At 70.8% G+C, this 20,716-nt stretch carries 14 protein-coding genes; 5 read left to right on the top strand and 9 right to left on the bottom strand.

What is annotated here, in order from left to right:
* Positions 1–67: 67 nt before the first annotated feature.
* The 4 genes from ACIO9J_RS17085 to hrcA form a co-directional block, all read right to left on the bottom strand.
* Positions 68–808: a 16S rRNA (uracil(1498)-N(3))-methyltransferase gene (locus ACIO9J_RS17085; RefSeq protein WP_401999301.1), complete on the bottom strand. Its 741-nt coding sequence runs from the start codon at positions 806–808 to the stop codon at positions 68–70.
* Entirely contained in the window at positions 805–1,887 is a 1,083-nt protein-coding gene (locus tag ACIO9J_RS17080) for a nitronate monooxygenase (RefSeq protein ID WP_401999298.1), read from the bottom strand. Before ACIO9J_RS17080 ends, ACIO9J_RS17085 begins: the two co-directional genes overlap by 4 nt.
* 180 nt (positions 1,888–2,067) lie before the next feature.
* Positions 2,068–3,204: a molecular chaperone DnaJ gene (gene dnaJ / locus ACIO9J_RS17075; RefSeq protein WP_401999295.1), complete on the bottom strand. Its 1,137-nt coding sequence runs from the start codon at positions 3,202–3,204 to the stop codon at positions 2,068–2,070.
* Positions 3,205–4,221 carry a heat-inducible transcriptional repressor HrcA gene (gene hrcA, locus ACIO9J_RS17070; RefSeq protein ID WP_401999293.1) on the bottom strand — a complete coding sequence of 339 codons (1,017 nt, stop codon included), beginning with the start codon at positions 4,219–4,221 and terminating at the stop codon, positions 3,205–3,207.
* Between the two features lie 201 nt (positions 4,222–4,422).
* Between hrcA and ACIO9J_RS17065 the strand changes: the two genes are divergently transcribed.
* Positions 4,423–5,166 (top strand): MBL fold metallo-hydrolase, encoded by a 744-nt coding sequence (locus tag ACIO9J_RS17065; RefSeq protein WP_401999290.1) that lies wholly within the window; start codon positions 4,423–4,425, stop codon positions 5,164–5,166.
* A gap of 35 nt (positions 5,167–5,201) precedes the next feature.
* Positions 5,202–6,077, top strand: a complete 876-nt coding sequence (locus tag ACIO9J_RS17060) for a DUF3097 domain-containing protein (protein ID WP_401999287.1) — start codon at positions 5,202–5,204, stop codon at positions 6,075–6,077.
* Positions 6,078–6,644: 567 nt separating this feature from the next.
* On the opposite strand, the gene hemW is transcribed toward ACIO9J_RS17060, so the two are convergent.
* Together hemW and ACIO9J_RS17050 are read right to left on the bottom strand one after the other, a co-directional pair.
* Positions 6,645–7,877, bottom strand: coding sequence for a radical SAM family heme chaperone HemW (hemW, locus tag ACIO9J_RS17055; RefSeq protein ID WP_401999284.1), 1,233 nt, complete (start codon positions 7,875–7,877; stop codon positions 6,645–6,647).
* Between the two features lie 30 nt (positions 7,878–7,907).
* Entirely contained in the window at positions 7,908–9,824 is a 1,917-nt protein-coding gene (locus ACIO9J_RS17050; RefSeq protein ID WP_401999281.1) for a SpoIIE family protein phosphatase, read from the bottom strand.
* A 261-nt stretch (positions 9,825–10,085) separates the two neighbouring features.
* On the opposite strand from ACIO9J_RS17050, the gene ACIO9J_RS17045 reads away from it, so the two are divergent.
* Entirely contained in the window at positions 10,086–14,183 is a 4,098-nt protein-coding gene (locus tag ACIO9J_RS17045) for a HAMP domain-containing protein (protein WP_402001041.1), read from the top strand.
* 12 nt (positions 14,184–14,195) lie between these two features.
* Positions 14,196–14,780, top strand: coding sequence for a two-component system response regulator (locus tag ACIO9J_RS17040; protein ID WP_401999278.1), 585 nt, complete (start codon positions 14,196–14,198; stop codon positions 14,778–14,780).
* Between the two features lie 70 nt (positions 14,781–14,850).
* On the opposite strand, the gene ACIO9J_RS17035 is transcribed toward ACIO9J_RS17040, so the two are convergent.
* Positions 14,851–16,740, bottom strand: a complete 1,890-nt coding sequence (locus ACIO9J_RS17035; protein ID WP_401999275.1) for an AMP-dependent synthetase/ligase — start codon at positions 16,738–16,740, stop codon at positions 14,851–14,853.
* Positions 16,741–16,997: 257 nt separating this feature from the next.
* On the bottom strand, positions 16,998–18,869 hold the full coding sequence (lepA, locus tag ACIO9J_RS17030; protein ID WP_401999272.1) for a translation elongation factor 4: 1,872 nt from the start codon (positions 18,867–18,869) through the stop codon (positions 16,998–17,000).
* A 217-nt stretch (positions 18,870–19,086) separates the two neighbouring features.
* Between lepA and rpsT the strand changes: the two genes are divergently transcribed.
* On the top strand, positions 19,087–19,347 hold the full coding sequence (rpsT, locus tag ACIO9J_RS17025) for a 30S ribosomal protein S20 (RefSeq protein WP_098242480.1): 261 nt from the start codon (positions 19,087–19,089) through the stop codon (positions 19,345–19,347).
* A 329-nt stretch (positions 19,348–19,676) separates the two neighbouring features.
* Here the strand turns inward: rpsT and holA are convergent, their stop codons facing one another.
* On the bottom strand, positions 19,677–20,672 hold the full coding sequence (gene holA, locus ACIO9J_RS17020) for a DNA polymerase III subunit delta (RefSeq protein ID WP_401999268.1): 996 nt from the start codon (positions 20,670–20,672) through the stop codon (positions 19,677–19,679).
* Positions 20,673–20,716: the final 44 nt, after the last annotated feature.

Raw genomic sequence — 20,716 nt, 5'->3', positions numbered from 1 at the left:
ATCTGTCCACCCGGGCAAGGGCGTTGGCGGGGCCGGAACCGGCTCAACCCCCGCGCGCGAGAACCGGTCAGGACCAGCGGCCCGTGCGCCCGAGCAGCAGCGCGGTCGCGGCGGTGCCCGCGGTGGACGTGCGCAGCACGCTGCGGCCGAGCCGGTAGGGCTTCGCGCCCGCCGCGGCGAAGGCCGCCAACTCGTCCGGGGACACGCCCCCTTCGGGCCCGACCACCAGGACGATGTGCCCGCTCGCCGGGAGTTCCGCGGTGGCCAGCGGCTCGCTGCCCTCCTCGTGCAGGACGGCGGCGAAGTCGGCGTCGGCGAGCAGCGCGGCGACCTGTTTGGTGGACGCCGCCTCCAGCACCTCGGGGAAGCGCACCCGGCGCGACTGCTTGCCCGCCTCGCGCGCGGTGGCCCGCCACTTGGCGAGGGCCTTGAGACCGCGCTCGCCCTTCCACTGCGTGATGCAGCGCGACGCGGCCCACGGCACCACCGCGTCCACGCCGGTCTCCGTCATGGTCTCCACGGCCAGCTCGCCGCGGTCGCCCTTGGGCAGCGCCTGTACGACGGTGACGCGGGGCGACTCCGGGGGCTCCTCGGAGTAGGAGTCCATCTTCACCACGAGCCGGTCCTTGCCCTCGGTGTCGAGGACCACGCAGTCCGCCCAGCGCCCCGCGCCGTCGGTCAGGACGACGTCCTCACCGGCGCGCAGCCGCTTCACCGAGACGGCGTGCCGCCCCTCGGGCCCGTCCAGTACGTACCGTCCGCCGGCGCCCGCGTCGAAGTGCTCGACGACGAAGACGGGGGCGGTCACGCCTCTTCCTCCTGCGCCGTGGACGTCAGCGCGGTCCGCGCCTCGGCCAGCTCGGCCACCAGGACCTCGACGAGCTGTCCCGCGGGCACCTCACGGGCGAGCCGGTGGCCCTGCCCGGCCCAGAGCGCCATGCCCTGCGCGTCACCGGCCTTGGCGGCGGCCTTGCGCAGACCGCTGGTGAGGTGGTGGACCTGGGGATAGGCGGCGGGGGCGTACGGACCGTGCTCGCGCATGAAGCGGTTGACCAGGCCGCGCGCCGGGCGCCCGGAGAACGCCCGGGTCAGCTCGGTCCGCACGAACAGCGGGTTGGTCATGGCCTGCTTGTGCAGGGGGTTCGCGCCGGACTCGGGGGTGACGAGGAAGGCCGTGCCGAGCTGCGCCGCGTCGGCGCCCGCCGCGAGCACCGCGGCGATCTGCGCGCCGCGCATCAGGCCTCCGGCGGCGACGACGGGGATCTGCACGGTCTCGCGGACCTGCGTGATCAGGGCGAGCAGTCCGATGCCCGCGCCGTCGGTCTCCGGGTTGTCCCGGTGGGTGCCCTGGTGGCCGCCCGCCTCGATGCCCTGCACGCAGACGGCGTCGGCGCCGGACCACTGGGCGGTCTGGGCCTCCTCGGGCGTGGTCACGGTGACGACGGTCAGGGTGCCGACGCGCGCGAACGCGTCGAAGACGTCGCGGGTGGGGCACCCGAAGGTGAAGGAGACCAGCGGCACCGGATCGTCGAGCAGGATCGCCAGCTTGGCGTCGTACCCGTCGTCACGCCCGCTGTCCGGGTCGCCGAGCTGCGTCTCGTACCAGGTGGCCTCACCGGCGAGCTGGCTGCGGTACACGTCGACGGCCGCGGCGTCCGCGTACTCGGGCTGCGGCATGAAGAGGTTGACGCCGAAGGGCTTCGAGGTGAGCCCCCGCAACTGTTTGATCTCCTGGTACATCCCGTCGGCGGTCTTGTACCCGGCGGCGAGGAACCCGAGCCCACCGGCCTCGGCGACGGCGGCGGCCAACTGCGGGCCGGACGCGCCACCCGCCATGGGGGCCTGCACGATCGGATGGCGGCAGAGATCGGTCAGTGCGGAGGACATGACCGCATCGTGCCACGTCCCCCACACCACAACGAATCGCACCCCGCACGCCGACGTGCAGCGCCCCGTCAGGGGCGCGGGGAACTGCGCGGCCAGCCCCCACCGGCCCGCGGAGAACGGCAAAGCCCCCCGGCACGGGAAGAACCCGTCGCCGAGGGGCAGAGGAACCCGCTCCAGGCGCTACCGCCCGTTGAACGCATCCTTGAGCCGCGAGAAAAGCCCCTGCTGCCCCGGCTGGAACTGCCCCGTGGGCCGCTCCTCGCCCCGCAGCTGCGAAAGCTCCCGCAGCACCCGCTCCTGCTCGGGATCGAGCTTGGTCGGGGTCAGGACCTCGACGTGCACGATGAGGTCACCGCGGCCGCCGCCCCGCAGATGCGTGACGCCACGGCCGTGCAGCGGCACCGACTGCCCGGACTGGGTGCCGGGCCTGATGTCGATCTCCTCCAGGCCGTCCAGCGTCTCCAGCGGCACCTTCGTGCCGAGAGCCGCGGCCGTCATCGGGATGGTGACCGTGCAGTGCAGGTCGTCGCCGCGGCGCTGGAAGACGCCGTGCGGCAGCTCGTGGATCTCCACGTACAGGTCACCGGCGGGGCCGCCGCCGGGGCCGACCTCGCCCTCGCCCGCGAGCTGGATCCGCGTGCCGTTGTCGACGCCCGCGGGGATCTTCACGGTCAGCGTCCTGCGCGACCGGATGCGGCCGTCGCCGGCGCACTCCGGGCAGGGCGTGGGCACGACCGTGCCGAAGCCCTGGCACTGCGGGCACGGGCGCGACGTCATGACCTGTCCGAGGAAGGACCGCGTGACCTGCGACACCTCGCCGCGACCGCGGCACATGTCACAGGTCTGCGCGGAGGTGCCGGGAGCGGCGCCTTCCCCGCTACAGGTCGTACACACCACGGCCGTGTCGACCTGGATGTCCTTGGTGGTGCCGAAGGCGGCCTCGTTGAGGTCGATCTCCAGACGGATCATGGCGTCCTGGCCACGGCGCGTGCGCGACCGGGGGCCACGCTGCGACGCCGTCCCGAAGAACGCGTCCATGATGTCCGAGAAGTTGCCGAAGCCACCGGCCCCGAAACCGCCCGCACCGCCGCCGCCCGCCTGGGACAGCGGGTCACCGCCGAGGTCGTAGACCTGCTTCTTCTGCGGGTCCGACAACACCTCGTACGCGGCGTTGATCTCCTTGAAGCGCTCCTGAGTCTTCGGATCCGGATTCACGTCCGGGTGAAGCTCGCGCGCCAGCCTCCGGAAGGCCTTCTTGATCTCGTCCTGGGAAGCGTCGCGGCGCACGCCGAGTACGGCGTAGTAGTCCGTGGCCACTTACGACTCCGCCAGGATCTGTCCGACGTAACGTGCCACTGCGCGTACTGCTCCCATCGTTCCCGGATAGTCCATGCGGGTCGGTCCGACCACGCCGAGTTTGGCTACTGCCTCGCTGCCCGAACCGTAGCCGACCGAGACCACGGACGTGGAGCTGAGGCCCTCATGGGCGTTCTCATGACCGATCCGTACGGCCATGCCCGAATCCTGCACCTCACCAAGCAACTTGAGGAGTACGACCTGCTCCTCGAGGGCTTCGAGGACGGGCCGGATGGTGAGGGGAAAGTCATGTCCGAAGCGGGTGAGATTGGCGGTTCCGCCGATCATCAGCCGCTCCTCGGTCTCCTCCACGAGCGTTTCGAGGAGGGTGGAGAGGACGGTCGCGACGGTGCCGCGGTCCTCCGCCTCGAAGACGTCGGGCAGGTCCTGCACGAGCTGCGGCACGTCCGCGAAGCGGCGTCCCGCGACCCTGCTGTTGAGCCGCGCCCGCAGGTCGGCGAGCGAGGTCTCGCCGAACGGCGCCGGGCAGTCGATCATGCGCTGCTCGACCCGGCCGGTATCGGTGATCAGTACGAGCATCAGCCGTGCCGGAGCCAGCGAGAGCAGCTCCACGTGCCGCACCGTCGACCGCGTGAGCGACGGGTACTGCACGACCGCGACCTGCCGGGTCAGCTGCGCGAGCAGCCGCACCGTGCGCCCCACGACGTCGTCGAGGTCGACGGCGCCGTCGAGGAAGTTCTGGATGGCCCGGCGCTCCGGCGCGGTCATCGGCTTGACGCCCGCGAGCTTGTCGACGAACAGGCGGTAGCCCTTGTCCGTCGGGATGCGCCCCGCGCTGGTGTGGGGCTGGGCGATGAACCCTTCCTCCTCCAGCGCGGCCATGTCGTTGCGGACCGTCGCGGGAGAGACCCCGAGACTGTGCCGCTCCGTCAGCGCCTTGGAGCCGACCGGCTCCTCGGTGCCTACGTAGTCGTGGACGATGGCGCGCAGCACTTCGAGCCTGCGTTCATTGAGCATCGCGCACACCTCCAGCTGTCGTACGTCGCGTCGAGCCCCGCCGAGCCCCCTTGCCTGGCACTCACCATGGGTGAGTGCCAGCTACCGAAAGGTCAGTGTACGGCCGTGAGGTACGGCCCCGGCAAGGGCGGACCCACCGAAGTCACGCATGCGTGTCAGGCAGCGGCTGCCGAACACGGCGCGTGCGGATAGCGTCACCGTATGGACGTGGCGCTGGCATGGGAAGCGGCGGGCTGGGAGCGGCTCGCACCGCGGGTGGGGCGGTGCCGCCTGCCGGTCTGGGACTGCACGGCGGGCCTCGTCGTCGGCGACGACGCGGCTCTCATGATCGAGGCGGGGTCGACCCTGGCCGAGGGCGCGGCGCTGCGGACCCGCGCCAGGGAGATCATCGGGGACGGGCGACGGGTCACGCACCTCGTGTTGACGCACCCCCACTTCGACCACGTCCTGGGGGCCGCGGCCTTCGCGGGCGTGGAGGTGTACGGGGCGGTGGGCATCGACACGGTCCTCGACAAGGGCCGTGACGAACTGCGCGCCGACGCGGTACGGCACGGAGTGGACCCGGACGCGGCGGCCGAGGCGGCCGATCTCCTGGTCCGCCCGCACCACTTGGTGTGCGGGGAGTGGACGCTCGACCTCGGCGGCGGGGTGCGGGTGCTGCTCGCCGACGTCGGCCCCGGCCACTCGGGCCACGATCTCGCGGTGCTCGTCCCGGGAGTCGACGGGAGCCGGGAGATCGTGTTCTGCGGCGACCTGGTCGAGGAGTCGGGCGAACCGCAGGCGGGACCCGACGCCGTACCCGACCGGTGGCCCGCGGCGCTCGACCGGCTGCTCGACCTGGGCGGCGAGGACGCGCTGTACGTGCCGGGGCACGGTGCGGTGGTGGATGCTGCTTTTGTCCGTGCGCAGCGCGCCACACTGGCGACCCGCTTCGGCGTGTCGTAGCGGAGCTCCTTGTCACTTTTCTTATCGTCGGCAGAATGCGCCCACCCGTCTCCCGCCACCACCCCTCCGAGGGCCCTGCGGGCCCGCAGCGCCGTCTGTACTCCGCCGATCTCACTCCCCCCTGGAAGAAGCCGAAGCCCGTGCCCGAGGTGGCGGCGGACGCCGGCCTCGTGGTCGAGGAGCTGAGCACCGGATTCTGCGGCGCGGTGATCCGCTGCGAGAAGACCGCGGAGGGGCCGACGGTGACGCTGGAGGACCGCTTCGGCAAGCACCGCGTCTTCCCGATGGCGCCCCGCGGCTTCCTCCTGGAGGGCCGCACGATCACGCTGGTCCGCCCCACCGCGGTTGCGGGCGCTCCGCCCGTACGTCCCTCACGCACCGCCTCAGGATCGGTGGCCGTACCCGGGGCGCGGGCCAGGGTCGCCCGCGCGGGACGCATCTACGTGGAGGGCCGCCACGACGCCGAACTCGTCGAGCGGGTCTGGGGCGACGACCTGCGCATCGAGGGCGTCGTCGTCGAGTACCTGGAGGGCATCGACGACCTGCCCGCGATCGTCGCGGAGTTCCGGCCGGGCCCCGACGCCCGCCTCGGCGTCCTCGTCGACCACCTGGTCCCCGGCTCCAAGGAGTCCCGCATCGCGGCGGAGATCTCCACGTCGGACGCGCTGGTGGTGGGCCACCCGTACATCGACGTGTGGGAGGCGGTGAAGCCCGCGTCGGTCGGCATCGCGGCGTGGCCGCGGGTGCCGCGCGGGCAGGACTGGAAGACGGGCGTCTGCCGGGCCCTCGGCTGGCCGGAGAACACGGGGGCGGCGTGGCAGCGGATCCTGGGCTCGGTGCGCAGCTACCGGGATCTTGAGCCGGAGCTTCTCGGACGGGTGGAAGAGTTGATCGACTTCGTCACGGAGTAACTGGCCCCTGGGCCTCGGACGACATCCCCGCGGATGCCTGAGCCCCGGCCTCTCGGACACGCCCCTGCGGATGCCCGAGCCCAATCCCCTCCGCGCGGAGCACGTCCCTGGCGGGACACGCACCCGGTCCCCTCCGCGCGGAGCGCCCCTCCAAAACCAATCCCGCCGCTCCGCGGTGGCCATCCCCACCCGCCCACCCGAATCTCCGCACCGAACCACCCCAGCAGGAACACGCCCGGCCCTCCCAGCACCGATCACGCCCCTCCACGGACACGCGCCCCGGCCCTCCCCCACCGAACGCCCCCGCAGAGACGCGCCCGCCCAGTCCACAGCGACCGCACCCCACGCACTGCCCACCCACCCACCCGCAGACGCCGACGGCGCCCCACCCCCACAGGAGACTCACACCGTCCGGGTGGGAGTACGGGTGGAGCGGGTGGGTGAAGGGGCCGCCCGGAGGGCGGAAAGGGGGCGACGCCGAGTTGACGGGTGGCACCGACGCCGGACGACCCGGGCACACCAAGCCAACAGGAACACAACCTCTGCCCCAGCCCCGCGCAGCGGCACTCAGTCCACCAGCCCCCGAACCACCCCGTCCGCCAACAACCGCCCCCGAAGCGTCAACACAGCCCGCCCCTCCCCGAAGGGCCCCTCCTCCAGGAGCCCGTCCGCCAGCGCCCCCCGCGCAGCGGCGAGTCCGGCCGGGCGGAGGAGGGACAGCGGGCAGCCGTCACGGAGGCGGAGTTCGAGGAGGATCCGCTCGACCCGTCGGTCCTCGTCCGCGAGGACCTCCCGGCCCGCACCGGGCGACCGCCCCTCCGCGAGGGCGGCCGCGTACGCACCGGGGTGCTTGACGTTCCACCACCGCACCCCGCCCACATGGCTGTGGGCCCCCGGCCCGGCCCCCCACCAGTCGGCCCCGCGCCAGTACAGCTCGTTGTGCAGACAGCGACCCGCCTCGGAGGTGGCCCAGTTGGACACCTCGTACCAGTCGAAGCCCGCCCGCCCGAGGATCTCCTCGGCGATGAGGTACCGGTCCGCGTGGACGTCGTCGTCGGTCATCGGGACCTCGCCGCGCCGGATCCGGCGGGCCAGCTGCGTGCCCTCCTCGACGATCAGCGCGTAGGCGCTGATGTGGTCGGGCCCGGCGCCGAGGGCCGCGTCGAGGGAGGCCCGCCAGTCGTCGTCGGTCTCCCCCGGAGTGCCGTAGATCAGGTCGAGGTTCACGTGCTCGAACCCCGCCGCCCGCGCCTCGGCGACGCACGCCTCGGGCCGGCCCGGCGTATGCGTGCGGTCGAGCACCTTCAGGACGTGCTGCCTGGCGCTCTGCATGCCGAAGGAGATCCGGTTGAAGCCACCGGCCCGCAACTCGGCCAGGTACGCCGGATCGACCGACTCCGGGTTCGCCTCGGTGGTGATCTCCGCGTCGTCCGCGAGGCCGAACTCATCCCGTACGGCCGCCAGCATGCGCACCAGATCGCCGGCCGCGAGCAGCGTGGGCGTACCCCCGCCGACGAAGACGGTCCGCACCGGGCGCGGGTCGTCGCCGAGCACCTTCCTGGCCAGGCGCACCTCGTCGACCAGGGTGTCCGCGTAGTTGTCGCGCGAGGCGAGCACGCCGCCGGAGCCGCGCAGCTCGGTCGCCGTGTAGGTGTTGAAGTCGCAGTAGCCGCAGCGCGTGGCGCAGTACGGGACGTGGAGGTAGAAGCCGAGCGGGCGCGCGGCCGCGCCGTCCAGGGCGGACGCGGGCAGCGCGCCGTCCTCGGGCATGGGCTCACCATCGGGCAGTGCGGAAGGCATACCTTCCATTGTCCCGCACCGCGGGAACCCTCACCGCGCCTGCAGCACCAGCAACGCCATGTCGTCGTCCGGCGGCCGTTCCGAGAACTCGTGCACGAGCCGCCTGATCCGCTCCGCCACGAGCTCCGCGTCGAGCCCCGCACACCCGGCGAGCGCCTGGGCGAGCCCGTCGGCGTCGTCGAACTGGAGGCGTCCCTGGCGGCGCTCGGTCACCCCGTCGGTGACGCACAGGAGCGTGTCGCCGGTCCGCAGCTCGAACGCCTCGCTCGTGTACGTCACGTCGTCGACGACGCCGAGCAGCATCTGCGGACTGGCCGCGGGCCGCACCTCGCCCTCGGGCGAGAGCAGCAGCGGCAGCGGGTGCCCCGCGCACGCCACCGTGCAGCGGACGCCGCCTTCGAAGGGGACCAGTTCGCCGTAGAGGAGCGAGAGGAAGCGTGAGGTGGGTCCCTCGGACGGCACGCCCTGGCCGCCCGCGACGGCGACGACCGCGGCCGCGGCGGCCGCCGCCTCCGCCGCGTCGTCGAGCAGGAGCTGGTTGAGGTGGCTGAGCACCTCCGCGACCTGGTACCCCTCGCGGGCCAGCAGCCGCAGCCAGGGGCGGGCGAGGCCGATGACGACGGCGGCCTCGGGGCCCTTGCCCTGGACGTCGCCGAGCGCGAAGCACCAGCGCCCGTCGCCCGCCTGGAACACGTCGTAGAAGTCGCCGCCGGGACCGCCCTGGTCCCGTGGCTCGTACACGAGGCCGCTCTCCACGCCGGGGATCTCCGCGATCCGGCTGGGCAGCAGTCCGCGTTGCAGGATCTGGCTGATGGTGGCCTGTCTCTGATAGCGACGGGCGGCGCTGATGGCGAGCGCGACCCGGCGGCTGAAGTCCTCGACGAGGCCGGTGACCTCGTCGGGGAAGCGCACGAGCCCGGCCCTGCCGATCACCAGCGTGCCGAGCACCCGGCCGCCCGCGGTGAGGCGGTACGCGAGCGCGGCGCCCGAGCTCTCGCCGGTGAGCGCGGCGCCGGGCCAGGGCACGGGGTAGGCGCCGCCCGCGGCGAGCGGCAGCCGCGGCGGGTCCTTCTCCAGGACGCGGCGCAGTTCCTCTATCCGGTGCTCGCTGGTGTGCCAGACGCGGGCGAGCCGCTCGCCGGCCCCGCCGCCCACCGCGGCCCGGCCCGGTCCCTCCGCCGCGTCGTCGAGCCAGACCGCGCACCAGTCCGCGAGCCGCGGCACCAGCAGCTGTCCGGCGAGGGCGGCCACCAGGTCCTCGTCGAACTGGCCGGCGAGCAGGTCGGACGCCTCGGCGAGGAAGGAGAGCGCGCCCCGGTTGATCCAGTCCGTGTCGTGCGTGGCGCGCTTGGGCAGCGGGGCGAGGATCTCGGCGGCGCGCAGCCCGCGTTGCAGCGCCTGTTCACTCGCGTACGTCTCGATGTCCTGCACGGCCTGCACGCCGTCGACGGGCAGCCGGGCCCAGACGGTCTTGGTGCCCGTGCGGTAGGTGATGCCCCAGGAGTCGGAGAGGGTGGCGACGAGGTGCAGGCCGCGGCCGTACTCCGGAGTGCCGGGCGGCGGCGGGCCCTGTTCACCGCGCACCGCGCGCGAGGGGTGGTGATCGGACACCTCGATGACGAGGGTCTCGGCGTCCTCGCCCGGCGCCGCCTCGTCGAGGCGGCAGAGCAGCTCGACGGCCGTGCCCGCGTGCACGACGGCGTTGGTCACCAACTCGCTGACCAGGAGCACCGCGTCGTCGGCGAGGCGGTCGGTGACGCCCGCGGCGGCGGGCACGCCCAGCTCGGTCCAGTCGGCGAGCGCGGCGCGCACGAATTTGCGCGCGGCGGCGGGCGCCAGCGGGTTTCCTGGCAGCGATGTGCGCACCACCGCCGACGGCCCCGGGGTGGGGCCAGAGTTGGCGGAGGAACGGAACGCGGTCTCCCGTTGCGTCGGAATGGACCCCACTGTGCGGCTCCTGAGCAGTTCGGGCGAATACGCCTCAGGCGACACCCACAGAGTGACAGACTGGCCACGCCCATAAGCACCGAGTTACTGAAGTGGGCCGCTATGAGTGAGAACAGTGCTATGCCCGCGCTCCGCCATGGCAAGATTCCGGCACCTGCGCAGACCAGGACCTCCACCGCGGCGCCGCCAGGCTCACCCGGTGGCGCGGCCGCGAGCCCTGTGGTGGCCACCGAGGCGGAGCTGCGCCCGCTGCTCGCCGCCATGCGGGCGGCGCGCGACGGGGACTTCTCCAAGGTAGCGCCCGTGGGCGAGGGCATGACGGCCGAGCTGTACGCCACGCTGAACGAGATGCTCGACCGCTCGCTGCACTTCGACGGCGAACTCGTGCGCGTACGCCGGGAGATCATCCGGCACGGCCGCCTCGACGAGCGGTTCTCGCCGAGCCCCGGGCAGGGCAGGTGGGCCGCGCGCGTCCAGGAGATCAACACGCTGCTCGACTCGCTGGTCGCCCCCGCGGCCAACGCCACCCGGGTCCTGAACGCGGTGGCGGGCGGCGATCTCACCCAGCGTGTCGACCTGCACGACGGCACCCGCGAACTGAGGGGCGATCTGCGCCGTTTGGGCCGCGCCGTCAACACGATGGTCGATCAGCTGTCCCTCTTCACGGGAGAGGTCACCCGCGTCGCCCGCGAGGTGGGTACGGAGGGGCGTCTCGGGGGGCGCGCCAAGGTGCGGGGCCTGTCAGGCAGTTGGCGGGACGTGACCGAGGCCGTCAACACGATGGCGGCGCGGCTGACCGCACAGGTGCGCGACATCGCCCTGGTGACCACGGCGGTGGCGCAGGGCGACCTGACCCGCACGGTCACCGTGGAGGCGACGGGCGAGCTGCTCGAACTGAAGCTCACCGTGAACACGATGGTGGAGCAGCTCTCCGCGTTCGCCGCCGAAGTGACGCGTGTGGCGCGTGAGGTGGGTACGGAGGGTCAGCTCGGCGGGCGCGCGCAGGCGCGTGGCGTGTCGGGCGTCTGGAAGGACCTCACCGACAACGTCAACTTCATGGCGTCGAACCTCACCTCCCAGGTCCGCAACATCGCCCAGGTCACCACCGCCGTGGCCAACGGCGACCTGAGCCAGAAGATCACCGTGGACGCCCGGGGCGAGATCCTGGAGCTGAAGTCGACGGTGAACACGATGGTCGACCAGCTCTCCGCCTTCGCCGACGAGGTCACCCGCGTCGCCCGCGAGGTCGGCACCGAGGGCAACCTGGGCGGGCGCGCCCAGGTGCGTGGCGTGTCGGGCGTCTGGAAGGACCTCACCGACAACGTCAACTTCATGGCCGACAACCTCACCTCCCAGGTGCGCAACATCGCGCTCGTGTCGACGGCCGTCGCGCAGGGCGACCTCGGCAAGAAGATCACCGTCGAGGCGAAGGGCGAGATCCTCGAACTGAAGTCGACGATCAACACGATGGTCGACCAGCTCTCCGCCTTCGCCGACGAGGTCACCCGCGTCGCCCGCGAGGTCGGCACCGAGGGCAACCTCGGCGGCCAGGCCCAGGTCCGCGGCGTCTCCGGCGTGTGGAAGGACCTCACCGACAACGTCAACTTCATGGCGTCGAACCTCACCTCCCAGGTCCGCAACATCGCCCAGGTCACCACCGCCGTCGCCAACGGCGACCTGTCCAAGATGATCACCGTCACGGCGCGCGGCGAGATCCTGGAGCTGAAGGACACCGTCAACACGATGGTGGAACAGCTGCGCGCGTTCGCCGACGAGGTGACCCGCGTGGCCCGCGAGGTCGGCACCGACGGCCGGCTCGGCGGCCGCGCCCAGGTCCTCGGCGTCTCCGGCGTCTGGAAGGACCTCACCGACAACGTCAACTACATGGCGGACAACCTCACCGGGCAGGTCCGCAACATCGCGCAGGTCGCGACCGCCGTGGCCCAGGGCGACCTCTCCAAGAAGATCGACGTGGACGCGCGCGGCGAGATCCTGGAGCTGAAGACCACCATCAACACCATGGTGGACACGCTGTCCTCGTTCTCCTCCGAGGTCACCCGCGTGGCCCGCGAGGTCGGCTCCGAGGGCCAACTGGGCGGCCAGGCCCGGGTGGAGGGCGTGTACGGCACGTGGAAGCGCCTGACGACGAACGTGAACGAGCTGGCGCTGAACCTGACCACCCAGGTGCGCGCCATCGCCGAGGTCGCCTCCGCCGTGGCCCAGGGCGACATGACCCGCGCCATCACGGTCGAGACGCGCGGCGAGGTCTCCGAGCTCAAGGACAACATCAACCTCATGGTCTCCAACCTGAGGGAGACCACCCGCGCCAAGGACTGGCTGGAGTCCAACCTGGCCCGTCTCGCGGGCCTGATGCAGGGCCACCGCGACCTGATGGAGGTCGCCGACCTGATCCTGCGCGAGCTGACCCCGCTGGTGAACGCGCAGTACGGAGCGTTCTTCCTGGCCGACCCGGACACGGCGGAGGCTCCGGCGCCCACCCAGGTCACCGCGAAGGGCCTCGCCTTCATCGCCGGGTACGGCTCCGCGCAGGGCTCGGTCGTCGACACCGGCGGCATGCCCGCGCAGGGTCTCGTACGTCAGGCGGCCCTGGAGAAGAAGCGCATCCTGGTGGAGGAGGTGCCCCCGGAGTACATCAAGATCCATTCGGGGCTCGGGGACGCCGCGCCCGCCACCGTCGTGATCATCCCGATCCTCTTCGAGGACAAGCTCCTCGGCGTGATCGAGCTGGCCACGTTCTCCCGCTTCTCCGACGTCCACCTGGCCTTCTTCGACCAGTTCGTGAACACCATCGGCGTCGCGATCAACACGATCATCGCCAACTCCCGTACGGAATCGCTGCTCGGCGAGTCCCAGCGCCTGGCCACCCAGCTCCAGGAGCGCTCGGACGAACTCCAGCGCCAGCAGGCCGAGTTGCGCCGCTCCAACGCCGAACTGGAGGAGAAGGCGGCGCTCCTTGCCACCAGCTCCCAGTACAAGTCGGAGTTCCTGGCGAACATGTCGCACGAGCTGCGCACCCCGCTGAACTCGCTGCTCATCCTGGCCAGGCTGCTCTCCGACAACCCCGACAACCACCTCTCCGACCAGGAGGTGCAGTTCGCGACGACGATCCACCGCTCGGGATCCGACCTCCTCCAGCTCATCAACGACATCCTGGACCTCTCGAAGATCGAGGCGGGCCGGATGGACGTACGCCCCAAGAAGCTCCCGCTCATCAAGGTCCTCGACTACGTGCACGCGACATTCCGCCCGCTCACGCTCGACCGGGGCCTGGCGTTCGACGTGTCGGTCGGCGAGGACGTGCCGCGCGAGATGTTCTCCGACGAGCAGCGCCTCCAGCAGATCCTGCGCAACCTCCTGTCGAACGCGGTCAAGTTCACCTCGGCGGGCCGCGTGGAGCTGCGCGTCAGCCGCGTCAAGGACACCTCGGGCGAGCGGATCCTGCACGACAACGACGACCTGCTCTGCTTCGCCGTCAGGGACACCGGCATCGGCATCCCCTCCGAGCAACTCCCGGTCATCTTCGAGGCGTTCCAGCAGGCCGACGGCACCACCAACCGCAAGTACGGCGGCACGGGGCTCGGCCTCTCCATCAGCCGGGAGATCGCGGGCCTGCTCGGCGGCCGCATCACCGCCGAGAGCCACCCCGGCCAGGGCTCGACCTTCTCGCTGTACGTCCCCGTCGTCCACCCGGGCCACGGCGCCGCCGCCGTCGCCTACGCCGCCTCGCGCACCCAGCACCTGCCCGAGCCCATGGAACATGCCGCGCTGCGCCCGCACACCACCCTGGAGCCCGACGACAGCTGGCCCACCCCGACCAAGCTGGAGGAGTGGAAGGAGGGGCGCGCGGGCCGCATACTGCCGGGTCGCAGGGTGCTCATCGTCGACGACGACATCCGCAACGTCTTCGCGCTCACGCACGTCCTGAGCCGCGTCGGCATGCCCGTCCTCTACGCGGAGAACGGGCGCGAGGGCATCGAGACCCTGGAGCGCAATCCCGACGTCGACATCGTCCTGATGGACATCATGATGCCGGAGATGGACGGCTACGAGACCATGGCAGCCATCCGCCGCAGCCCCCGCTGGCGGGGCCTGCCCATCGTCGCCCTCACCGCGAAGGCGATGCCCGGGGACCGTGAGAAGGCCATTTCCCAGGGCGCCACCGACTACGTACCCAAACCCGTGGATGTGGATCAATTGCTCGGCGTCATCTGTGCCCTCCTGGACCCCGAGGGCTCGGCCACCACCGATCAGGCCGCCTCCCCCGATTCAGAATCCGTCGCCGCGGAGCAGCCGGACCACCCTTCAGGAGAGAGCGCTGTTCCGCCGGCAACCGAGTGAGGCACCGTCATCATGAGTGCAGAGGCCACGACCGACAACCGTGCGAGCATCCTCCTCGTCGACGACATGGAGGACAATCTGATGGCCCTCGAAGCGGTCCTCGGGTCGTTGAACGAGCCGCTGGTGCGCGCCCGTTCGGGCGAGGAAGCCATGAAAGCGATCCTGAGGCAACGATTCGCCGTGATCCTCCTCGACGTACGGATGCCGGGGATGGACGGCTTCGAGACCGCGTCGAACATCAAGCGCCTCGACCAGACCAAGGACGTGCCCATCATCTTCCTGACGGGCACCGACAACGACGCCGGTTACGCCTTCCGCGGTTACGCGACGGGCGCCGCCGACTACCTCACCAAACCCTTCGACCCCTGGGTACTGCGCGCCAAGGTCACCGTCTTCCTCGAACTGCACCGCAAGAACCGGCAGTTGGAGCGGATACTGGCCCGCGAGCAGCGCCAGTTCGACGAGCTGTCGGCCCGCCTCTCCGCGATCGAGACCCATATGTCGGCCAGCAGCCTCAAGGACGTCCTCGAACTACGCCGCCACGTGACCCACATGGAGGAGCTCGTGCAGGAAATGCGCCGCGGGCGGGGCATCTGACCGAACAGACACCCCGCCCGCGTACGACGATCAGGCTCGCGCCCGACGCGCCACGGCCGCCCCGCCGGGCTCAGGCCTCGCGCGAGCCCGCGTACATGTCCTCGATCAGGTGCTTGTACTCCCGCTCCACCACCGGGCGCTTCAGCTTCAGGCTGGGCGTCAGCTCGCCGTGCTCGACGTCGAGGTCACGCGGCAGGAGGCGGAACTTCTTGATGGTCTGCCAGCGCTGGAGCCCCTCGTTGAGCTCCTTCACATAGCCCTCGATGAGCTCGACCGTGACCGGGGCCGCGCACACCTCGGCGTACGACTTGCCCGACAGGCCGTTCTCCTTGGCCCAGTCGAGGATCGCGGGCTCGTCCAGGGAGATCAGCGCGGTGCAGAAGTTCCGGTCGGCGCCGTGCACCAGGATGTTCGAGACATACGGACACACGGCCTTGAACTGGCCCTCGACCTCGGCCGGCGCGATGTACTTGCCGCCGGACGTCTTGATGAGGTCCTTCTTGCGGTCGGTGATCCGCAGATAGCCGTCGACGGACAGCTCGCCGATGTCCCCGGTGTGGAACCAGCCGTCGGACTCCAGGACCTCGGCGGTCTTCTCGGGCAGCCGGTGGTAGCCCTCCATGATGCCGGGGCCGCGCAGCAGGATCTCGCCGTCGTCCGCGATGCGCACCTCGGTGCCGGGCAGCGGCTTGCCGACGGTGCCGGTGCGGTAGGCCTCCCCCGGGTTAACGAAGGAGGCCGCGGAGGACTCGGTCAGCCCGTAGCCCTCCAGGATGTGAATCCCGGCGCCGGCGAAGAAGTAACCGATGTCCGGCGCGAGCGCCGCGGAGCCCGACACCGCGGCCCGCAGCCGCCCGCCGAACGCCTCGCGCAGCTTGGAGTAGACGAGCGCGTCGGCGACCTTGTGCTTGGCGCCGAGCCCGAAGGGCACGGAGGCGGTGCCGGTCCTGCGGAAGTTGTCCTGGCTGGCCTTGGCGTGCTCGCGGGCGACCTCGGCGGCCCACTGGAAGATCTTGTACTTGGCCCCGCCGCCGGCCCGCGCCTTGGCCGCGACGCCGTTGTAGACCTTCTCGAAGATGCGCGGCACGGCGGCCATGTACGTCGGCTGGACCACCGGCAGATTCTCGATGATCTTGTCCACGCGGCCGTCGACCGCGGTGACGTGCCCGAGGTCGATGTGCGCGGAGGTCAGCACCTTGCCGAAGACGTGCGCGAGCGGCAGCCACAGGTACTGCACGTCGTCGGGCCCGAGCAGCCCGGTCGCCACGATGGCCTTCGCCATGTACGACCAGTTGTCGTGCGGCAGCCGCACGCCCTTGGGCTTGCCCGTGGTGCCCGAGGTGTAGATGAGGGTGGCCAGCTGGTCGGCGGTGATCGCCCCGACCCGCTCCTTGACGAGCTCCGGGTTCTGTTCGAGGAGCGCGGCACCGCGCAGCTCCAGCTCGGCGAGGGTGAGCACCCAGCCGTCGGGGTCGCTCTCGTCCTTGGTGACGCCCTCGGAGTCGAACACCACCACGTGCCGCAGCTCGGGCAGCTCGCCCCGCTTCTCGCGCGCCTTGGCGAGCTGCGCCGCGTCCTCGGCGATGAGTACGCGGCTCTCGGAGTCGGCCAGGATGTAGGCGGACTCCTCGGCGTTGGTCTGCGGGTAGACGGTCGTGGTGGCCGCGCCCGCGCACATGATGCCGAGGTCGGCGAGGATCCACTCGATCCGCGTCGCGGAGGCGAGGGCGACGCGGTCCTCGGGGTTCAGGCCCAGGTCGATCAGGCCCGCGGCGATCGCGTTGACCCGCTGGGCGGTCTCCGCCCAGCTGAGCGACTTCCACTCGTCGGGGCCCGTGCCGGAGGCCGCCGGCACGGGATAGCGGTAGGCCTCGGCATCCGGCGTGGCCGCCACGCGCTCCAGGAAGAGATGCGCCACGGAGGGCGGACGGTTCTCGATCAAGGTCTGTGTGTCGCTCACGACATCCTCCGGGCCCACGGCAGTGCGGCGAACTGGCTGGCGGCTGCTTCTTACGTCCCTGTCGGCTACTTGTTTAACTTGCGAGTAACCTACGAGCAGTGATCAGAGTAGAGCGCCGACGCCCGGTGCGTAAGGGGCTTCTGCCTGTCACTTCCTACAGACAACCCCTACGGAAAGGGCCCGCCGCGCCGAGGCGCCGCGGGCCCGTTCCGGCCTGCTGTGACGTGGGGGCGGCCGGGCCGCACTCCCCGCCGGAGCTACTTCTTCGCCTTGCCGGGACCGCTGTCGTCGCTGGAGAGCACCGCGATGAAGGCTTCCTGCGGCACCTCGACGGAGCCGACCATCTTCATGCGCTTCTTGCCCTCCTTCTGCTTCTCCAGGAGCTTGCGCTTACGCGAGATGTCACCGCCGTAGCACTTGGCGAGGACGTCCTTGCGGATGGCGCGGATGGTCTCGCGGGCGATGACCCGGGAACCGATCGCGGCCTGCACGGGCACCTCGAAGGCCTGCCGCGGGATCAGCTCGCGCAGCTTGGCCACCAGGCGCACGCCGTACGCGTACGCGGCGTCCTTGTGCGTGACCGCGGAGAAGGCGTCGACCTTGTCGCCGTGCAGCAGGATGTCGACCTTGACGAGCTGCGCCGACTGCTCGCCCGTGGGCTCGTAGTCCAGCGAGGCGTAACCGCGGGTCTTTGACTTCAGCTGGTCGAAGAAGTCGAAGACGATCTCGGCGAGCGGCAGCGTGTAGCGGATCTCGACGCGGTCCTCGGAGAGGTAGTCCATGCCGAGCATGACGCCGCGCCGGTTCTGGCAGAGCTCCATGATCGAGCCGATGAACTCGCTGGGGGCGAGGATCGTGGCGCGCACGACGGGCTCGTAGACCTCGTCGATCTTGCCCTCGGGGAACTCGCTGGGGTTGGTCACCGTGTGCTCGGTGCCGTCCTCCATGATCACGCGGTAGACCACGTTCGGAGCGGTGGCGATGAGGTCGAGACCGAACTCGCGCTCGAGCCGCTCACGGATCACGTCGAGGTGGAGCAGACCCAGGAAGCCCACGCGGAAGCCGAAGCCGAGTGCGGCGGAGGTCTCCGGCTCGTAGACGAGCGCGGCGTCGTTGAGCTGGAGCTTGTCCAGGGCCTCGCGCAGGTCCGGGTACTCCGAGCCGTCCAGCGGATACAGACCCGAGAAGACCATCGGCTTCGGGTCCTTGTAGCCGCCGAGCGCCTCGGTCGCGCCCTTGTGCAGGGAGGTGATCGTGTCACCGACCTTGGACTGACGGACGTCCTTCACGCCGGTGATGATGTAGCCCACCTCGCCGACGCCGATGCCGTCGGCCGGGGTCATCTCCGGCGAGGAGACGCCGATCTCCAGGAGCTCGTGGGTGGCGCCGGTGGACATCATCCGGATCCGCTCACGCTTGTTGAGCTGGCCGTCGACCACACGCACGTACGTCACGACACCGCGGTAGGAGTCGTAGACCGAGTCGAAGATCATCGCGCGGGCCGGGGCGTCCTTGACGCCGACCGGCGCCGGGACCTCGGCGACGACCTTGTCGAGCAGCGCCTCGACGCCCATGCCGGTCTTCGCGGAGACCTTCAGGACGTCCTCGGGCTCACAGCCGATGAGGTTGGCGAGCTCCTCGGAGAACTTCTCCGGCTGCGCGGCCGGCAGGTCGATCTTGTTCAGTACGGGGACGATCTTGAGGTCGTTCTCCATCGCCAGGTAGAGGTTGGCGAGAGTCTGCGCCTCGATGCCCTGGGCCGCGTCGACCAGGAGGATCGTGCCCTCACAGGCCGCGAGCGAACGCGAGACTTCATACGTGAAGTCCACGTGGCCCGGGGTGTCGATCATGTTCAGGATGTGCGTACTGCCTTGGTCGGGGCCCTCCGAAGGGGCCCAGGGCAGACGCACCGCCTGTGACTTGATCGTGATGCCGCGCTCGCGCTCGATGTCCATGCGGTCGAGATACTGAGCACGCATCTGCCGCTGATCCACCACACCGGTGAGCTGGAGCATGCGGTCGGCGAGCGTGGACTTGCCGTGGTCGATGTGCGCGATGATGCAGAAATTGCGGATCAGCGCCGGGTCCGTACGGCTCGGCTCGGGCACATTCTTAGGGGTCGCGGGCACGCAGGGTCCTGTCTCTTGAGGCGCCTGTCGCCTCGGGTCGGATCTATACGTAGGTTCCATCGTCCCATGGGCGGAGCACTGCGCTCGGTTTGGGCCGGTCCGAGACCGGCTGGTACCGTGGACAGCTGTGTCTCCTAGCCCTCTCAGACTTCGAGACGCGTGTCATAACACTCATCTGCGGATCCTCCGCAGAACCTGAACCTGAAAAGGCTCTTTCGTGGCGAACATCAAGTCCCAGATCAAGCGGATCAAGACCAACGAGAAGGCGCGTCAGCGCAACAAGGCGGTCAAGTCTTCGCTGAAGACCGCGATCCGCAAGGCCCGCGAGGCCGTTGCCGCCGGTGACACCCAGAAGGCCGCCGAGCTCACGCGTGAGGCCACGCGCCAGCTCGACAAGGCCGTCTCCAAGGGCGTCATCCACAAGAACCAGGCCGCCAACAAGAAGTCGGCGCTTGCTTCGAAGGCCGCGTCCCTCTAAGGCGTCTCTCAGGGCGAAAGCCCTTGGCCCCGGTTCGCCGGGGCGCTGATCAATCCTCCCGCGAGGGTAATTCGAGCCCTCTACCTCGAATCGCGGACAGACCACGCAGTACGCCACGCTGCGACGATGCCCCCGGACCCACTCCGGGGGCATTGCTGTGTCCGGGGGCGTCTTGAGGGGGCGCCCCTTCAGGGGCGCGGGCGTCCTTGGCGGCGCGGGCGTCGCCAGGGGCGCGGGGGGGGGTGTCTTTAGGGGCGCGGAGAACTGCGCGGCGAGCCACGACGGGCCCGCGGAGAACGAGCCACCCGGCCCGGCCCGGCCCGCAGGGCCTAGCGCCGACCGGAGCGCGCCGCTCGGGCGATGGTCACGACGGCCTTCTCCAGCGCGTACTCCGGATCGTCACCGCCGCCCTTGACCCCCGCGTCAGCCGCCGCGCAGGCCCGCAGAGCCACCGCTACCCCGTCGGGAGACCACCCCCTCATCTGCTGCCGGACCCGGTCGATCTTCCAGGGCGGCATGCCCAGCTCTCGGGCGAGGTCGGCGGGACGCCCGCCCCTCGCGGAGGACAGCTTCCCGATCGCCCGCACGGCCTGCGCCAACGCACTGGTGATCAGCACGGGGGCGACACCGGTCGACAGCGACCAGCGCAACGCTTCGAGCGCCTCGGCGGCCCGGCCCTCGACGGCCCGGTCGGCCACCGTGAAGCTGGAGGCCTCCGCCCGGCCCGTGTAGTACCGGCCGACGATCGCCTCGTCGATCGTGCCCTCGATGTCCGACGTCAGCTGCGAGGCCGCGGAGGCGAGCTCGCGCAGGTCGCTGCCGATCGAGTCCACCAGGGCCTGGCACGCCTCGGGGGTGGCCGAGCGGCCCAGGGTGCGGAATTCGTTCCGCACGAACGAGAGCCGTTCCGCGGGCTTGGTCATCTTGGGGCAGGCGACCTCGCGGGCCCCCGCCTTGCGCGCGGCGTCGAGCAGGGCCTTGCCCTTGGCGCCACCCGCGTGCAGCAGGACGAGGGTGATCTCCTCGACGGGCGCGCCGAAGTACGCCTTCACGTCCTTGACCGTGTCAGCCGAGAGGTCCTGCGCGTTCCGCACGACGACGACCTTGCGCTCGGCGAAGAGCGACGGGCTCGTCAGCTCGGCGAGCGTGCCGGGCTGCAACTGGTCGGGGGTGAGGTCGCGCACGTCCGTGTCCGCGTCGGCGGCGCGGGCGGCCGCGACCACCTGCTGCACGGCGCGGTCGAGGAGCAGGTCCTCCTGCCCCACGGCGAGCGTGAGAGGAGCGAGCGGATCTGACTTGTCGGCGTTTTCTGTCTTCCTGGCCATCGCGGTCAAGCATCCCACGCGGCACTGACAGCCCGTCCCGTACG

It is taken from the genome of Streptomyces sp. NPDC087300, from assembly GCF_044744425.1.
GTDB lineage: Bacteria > Actinomycetota > Actinomycetes > Streptomycetales > Streptomycetaceae > Streptomyces.
This window is presented reverse-complemented; position numbering and strand designations above follow the sequence as displayed.